Annotated in this window: 4 protein-coding genes; all 4 read left to right on the top strand. The window is 72.8% G+C overall.

Annotated features, from left to right (window positions below):
* Positions 1–141: 141 nt before the first annotated feature.
* The 4 genes from PMI01_RS23430 to PMI01_RS23415 all read left to right on the top strand — a co-directional run bounded on the left by PMI01_RS23430 (position 142) and on the right by PMI01_RS23415 (position 4835).
* Positions 142–1836: an ATP-binding cassette domain-containing protein gene (locus PMI01_RS23430; RefSeq protein WP_238537109.1), complete on the top strand. Its 1695-nt coding sequence runs from the start codon at positions 142–144 to the stop codon at positions 1834–1836.
* 33 nt (positions 1837–1869) lie between these two features.
* On the top strand, positions 1870–3348 hold the full coding sequence (locus tag PMI01_RS23425) for a PAS domain S-box protein (RefSeq protein ID WP_238537108.1): 1479 nt from the start codon (positions 1870–1872) through the stop codon (positions 3346–3348).
* Positions 3341–3955: a response regulator FixJ gene (gene fixJ / locus PMI01_RS23420; RefSeq protein WP_007675248.1), complete on the top strand. Its 615-nt coding sequence runs from the start codon at positions 3341–3343 to the stop codon at positions 3953–3955. The genes PMI01_RS23425 and fixJ overlap by 8 nt, the downstream gene beginning before the upstream one ends.
* Positions 3956–4187: 232 nt before the next feature.
* Positions 4188–4835: a transcriptional regulator FixK gene (locus PMI01_RS23415; protein ID WP_007675246.1), complete on the top strand. Its 648-nt coding sequence runs from the start codon at positions 4188–4190 to the stop codon at positions 4833–4835.
* Positions 4836–4933: the final 98 nt, after the last annotated feature.

Raw genomic sequence — 4933 nt, 5'->3', positions numbered from 1 at the left:
CCCCCCGCCATGAACGGCTGTCATCCCGGACAAGCGCGCAGCGCGCCGATCCGGGACCGGGGCCTGAGCGCCGACGCTTCCGGCGGTCCCGGATCTGCGCTTCGCTTGTCCGGGATGACAAACGTTTATAGCGGGACAAATGTGGCGACCCAGCCTCCAGGCGGGAGCCAGTCCCCCCTCGCCGCCCTGATCCGCCAGCAGCGCAAGCGCCACGCCGACGGCCTGCGCCTGGCCGCCATCTCGGCCGCCATCGTCGGGGCGGCGACGGTGCTGCTGCTGGGACTGTCGGGCTGGTTCCTGACCGGGGCCGCCATCGCCGGCCTGGCGGGACTGGCCAGCGCCCAGGCCTTCAATGTGCTGCTGCCCAGCGCCGGCATCCGCCTGCTGGCCATCCTGCGCACCGGCTTCCGCTACCTGGAGCGGCTGAGCGGCCACGCCGCCGCGCTCAAGGCCCTGGCCGCCATCCGCCCGGCCCTGTTCGCGTCGCTGGCCGCCAGTCCGCCCGCCCAGGCCCTGGCCCTGTCGCGCGGCGAGGCCTCGGCCCGGCTGGTGCAGGACATCGACGCCGTCGAGACCCGCTTCATCCGCCTATCGGCCCCGTGGGGGGCGGGCGCGGCGGTCGCCGCCGGCCTGGCCATGGCCGCCCCGGCCGGCTGGGCCCCGGCCCTGGTCGTGGCCCTGGCGGTCGCCGGCGCCGTGACCTCCACGCGTTGGCTGGCCCGCCGCCTCAACGCCCGCACCGGCCCGGCCATCCAGCGGGCCGCCGGCGCCCTGAAGGACGCCCTGGCCGCCCATGCCGCCGCCGCGCCGGAACTGCGGGTCTACGGGGCCCAGGACCGCGCCGCCGCCGAGATCGAGGCCCTGGGCCGGGCCTTGGACGACCTCAAGCGCCAGGCCGTCGCCGCCCAGGGCTGGCTGGTCGTCTTGCAAGGCCTGATCCTCGGCCTCGCCGTCGCCCTGACCCTGGCCTTCGCCCATGCCGCCGCCGCGCCCCTGGCGGCCATGGCCGGCCTCGCCGCCGCCATGGCGCTGGAGGGCCTGGGCGGCGTGGCCAAGGCGTTCGAGCAAGACGCGGGAGCGGCGGCGGCTGCCAAGCGGCTGGACGAGGTGCTGATCCATGGGCCTTCAGAACCGCCCACCCGGACAGCGCTGGATCGTCCGAACCTGACCATCGGCTCCGTCACATTGGAACCCGGCGCCCGGCTGGTCCTCACCGGCCCCTCGGGGTGCGGCAAGACCACCATCCTCGAACAGCTTCTCGGCCTGCGATCTTCAAACTCCGCTCATCCCGGCGAACGCCTGGACCCAGGTGAAACCCACGAGCCGCTCCGGACGAATCTGGGTCCCGGCGTTCGCCGGGATGAGCGGTTGATGTGTGGGGATCGGCGACCCAGCGCCCAGACCCGCCCCGCCTTCGCCCACGCCCCGCAGGACGCCGCCCTGATCGCCGGCACGGTGCGCGCCAATCTCGGCCTGGCCGGCGACCATCCCGACGAAGCCCTGTGGGACGCCCTGGCCGACGCCGCCCTCGAAGCGCGGGTCCGCGCCCTGCCCCAGGGCCTGGACACCTGGATCGGCGAGAACGGCGAACGGCTGTCGGGCGGCGAACGGCGGCGCCTGTCCCTGGCCCGCGCCCTGCTGCGCGACGCGCCCTGGCTGCTGCTGGACGAACCCACCGAGGGCCTGGACCCCGCCACCGAGGCCCTGGTCGTCGCCCGCCTCGACGCCCGCCTGGAACGCACCGGCCAGGGCCTGGTCCTGGTCAGCCATCGCGCCGCCCCGCGCGTCCTGTGCGATCAGCAACTGCCAATCGCTCCGCCTCGGGCTATAGAGTAGCCGACCTTGCGGAGCGGAGACCGCTATCACGTGATGACCACGGTTTCGGCCGGCACGCTGCACAGCGACCTGCGGCCCCGCGTCTATCTGGCGGCCCTGGCGACGGTGGTCGCCTGCTGCCTGGTCCAGCTGGCCCTGCCCCCCAGCTTCTCGGCCTCCTCCGCGTTCCTGCTGTTCGTGCCGGCGGTGCTGATCAGCGCCGCGATCGGCGGCCTGGCGCCGGGCCTGTTCGCCACCGTTCTGGCGGCGGCGGCGGTGTGGGTGCTGAAGGTGCGCGGCCTGCCCGACCAGGCCACGGCGCTGTCGAGCCTGGTGTTCGTGATGATCGGCATCGGCATGTCGATCGGCGGCGGCTGGTTCCACGCCGCCCGCCGGCGCGCGGCGGCCATGACCCATCACCTGCAGTCGATCCTCGACTCGGCCCCCGACGCCGTCATCGTCATCGACCTGTCGGGCGTCATGACCTCGTTCAGCCCGGCCGCCGAGCGCCTGTTCGGGTGGAGCGCGGCCGAGGCGATCGGCCGCAATGTCAGCCTGCTGATGCCCGAGCCGCACCACCAGGGCCACGACGGCTACCTGGCCCGTTACGCCCGCACCGGCGAGCCGCGGATCATCGGCGCCGGCCGGGTGGTGGTGGGCCAGCGCAAGGACGGCTCGACGTTCCCCATGGAACTCGCCGTCGGCGAGACCCGGGGCTCCAGGCCGTTCTACACCGGCTTCATCCGTGACCTGACGGACCGCCAGCAGACCGAAGCCCGGCTGCGCGACCTGCAGACCGAGCTGGTCCACGTCTCGCGCCTGACGGCCATGGGCGAGATGGCCTCGACCCTGGCCCACGAGCTGAACCAGCCGCTGTCGGCGATCGCCAACCTGCTGACCGGCTCGCGCCGCCTGCTCGACCGTGGCCGCCCGGAGGACCAGGCCAAGGTGCGCGACGCCGTCGACAAGGCCTCGGCCCAGGCCCTGCGGGCCGGCGACGTCATCCACCGGATGCGCGAGTTCGTGCGGCGCGGGGCCAGCGAACGCGCGCCCGAGAGCCTGTCCAAGGTGGTCGAGGACGCCGCCGCCCTGGCCCTGATCGGCGCGCGCGAGCACCTGGTCACCACCCGCCTGAAACTCGATCCCGCCGCCGACGCGGTCTATGCCGACCGGGTGCAGATCCAGCAGGTCCTGGTCAACCTGATCCGCAACGCCGTCGACGCCATGGCCGACTCGCCGCGCCGTGAGCTGACCATCGCCAGCCAGCGGCTGGACAGCGGTTCCGTCCAAGTCAGCGTCACCGACACCGGCTCGGGCATCAATGACGACTTCCGCGACCGCCTGTTCCAGCCGTTCATGACCACCAAGGCCGAGGGCATGGGGGTGGGGCTGTCGATCTCGCGCTCGATCATCGAGGCGCACGGCGGCCGCATCTGGGCCGACGCCAACCCCAAGGGCGGGACGGTGTTCCACTTCACCCTGCCGGCCAAGCACGACGACGACCAGCGCGACGAGGATCCGATCGATGAGTGAAGCCGTGGTCCATGTGGTCGACGACGACGAGAGCGCCCGCGAGGCCCTGGCCTTCCTGCTGGAGGCCGCCGACTTCGAGGTGCGCAGCCACGTCTCGGCCCTGGCCCTGCTGGACGCCCTGCCGCTGGACGGGGCCGGCTGCGTGATCACCGACATGCGCATGCCCGACATGACCGGCCTGGAGCTGGTGCGCGAGTTGAACGCCCGCGGCTGCCGCACGCCGATCATCATGATCACCGGCCACGGCGACATCCCGCTGGCGGTCGAGGCCATGCGGGCCGGGGTGGTCGACTTCATCGAGAAGCCGTTCGGCGAGGCCCGCATCCTCGACGCCGTGGCCCGCGCCCTGGAGGCCACGCCGCCCCCGGCCTCGGCCCAGGTCTCCGACGACACCGCCCTGACCCTGCAACGCCTGGAGACCCTGTCCGAGCGCGAGCGCCAGGTGCTGGACGGGGTGGTCGACGGCCATCCGAACAAGGTCATCGCCCGCGACCTGGGGATCAGTCCGCGTACGGTCGAGATCTATCGCGCCAAGCTGATGGCCAAGATGCACGCCGACAACCTGGCGGCCCTGGTGCGCATGACGCTTTCGGCGCGGGGCGGATAGCGATCCCCTGCCATCGTCATCCCCCGACTTGTTCGGGGGACCCAAGCCGAGCTAGCGGCGGCGTTCTTGCGGCGTATCAAACGCCGCTTGGGTCCCCCGCATAAAGCGGGGGATGACGACGGCGGAGGATCGTGGGCTAGGCGCGGGCTCTAGGTAATCCCCCTTAGGCGTGGGCCCCGACTGTACCGTTCCGCGCCGACGCGGGAGATTGGGGCGCCAACGGGAGATCTCCATGCTGTCCGTGATCCACGCCCCCACGCCGTCGTCCGCCCGCCAATCGGCGGCGCCGATCCTCGACGGCCCGCACCGCGCGCATGGACGCGACGAGACGATCTTCGACCAGGACGCGCCGGCCGACCGGGTCTACCAGCTGATTTCGGGCAGCGTGCGCACCTGCCGGATCCTGCGTGACGGCCGACGGCAGATCGAGGCCTTCCACTTCCCCGGCGACGTGTTCGGCCTGGAGCGCGGCGCCACCCATCGGGTCAGCGCCCAGACCCTCGGCCAGGCCCTGGTGCGGGTGATGCCGCGCGCCGCCCTCGACGCCCTGGCGGCCGAACGCGGCGACGTGGCCCGGCGGCTGCTGGAGCTGACCACCGACAGCCTGCGCCGCAGCCAGGACCACGCGCTGATGCTGGGCCGCCGCGCCGCCTGCGAACGCGTCGCCGCCCTGCTGCTCGACCTGGCCGAACGCACCGGCGCGGAGGTGCTGCTCGACGTGCCGATGAGCCGCCAGGACATGGCCGACTATCTGGGCCTGACCATCGAGACGGTGTCGCGCACCCTCACCCAGTTCCAGCAGGACGGCCTGATCGCCCTGCCGGCGGCGCGCAAGGTGCTGCTGCGGGATCGCGGGGCGCTGGAAGCGATGGTGGACTAGGTTCACACCCACCACCTTCCAACCGTCATCCCGGGCCTTGTGCCCGGGATCCATCTGTCCGTCGCAGGTGCGGAGATGTGGCGCGCTGGCGCGCCATC

The sequence above is a fragment of the Caulobacter sp. AP07 genome (assembly GCF_000281955.1).
Taxonomy (GTDB): domain Bacteria; phylum Pseudomonadota; class Alphaproteobacteria; order Caulobacterales; family Caulobacteraceae; genus Caulobacter.
The sequence above is the reverse complement of the archived record's forward strand: the minus strand, read 5'-3'. Positions and strand labels throughout refer to the sequence as shown.

Coding starts and splice junctions, on each gene's coding strand:
- PMI01_RS23425 (WP_238537108.1), top strand. CDS start 1,870: ATGACCACGGTTTCGGCCGGCACGCTGCACAGCGACCTGCGGCCCCGC.
- fixJ (WP_007675248.1), top strand. CDS start 3,341: ATGAGTGAAGCCGTGGTCCATGTGGTCGACGACGACGAGAGCGCCCGC.
- PMI01_RS23415 (WP_007675246.1), top strand. CDS start 4,188: ATGCTGTCCGTGATCCACGCCCCCACGCCGTCGTCCGCCCGCCAATCG.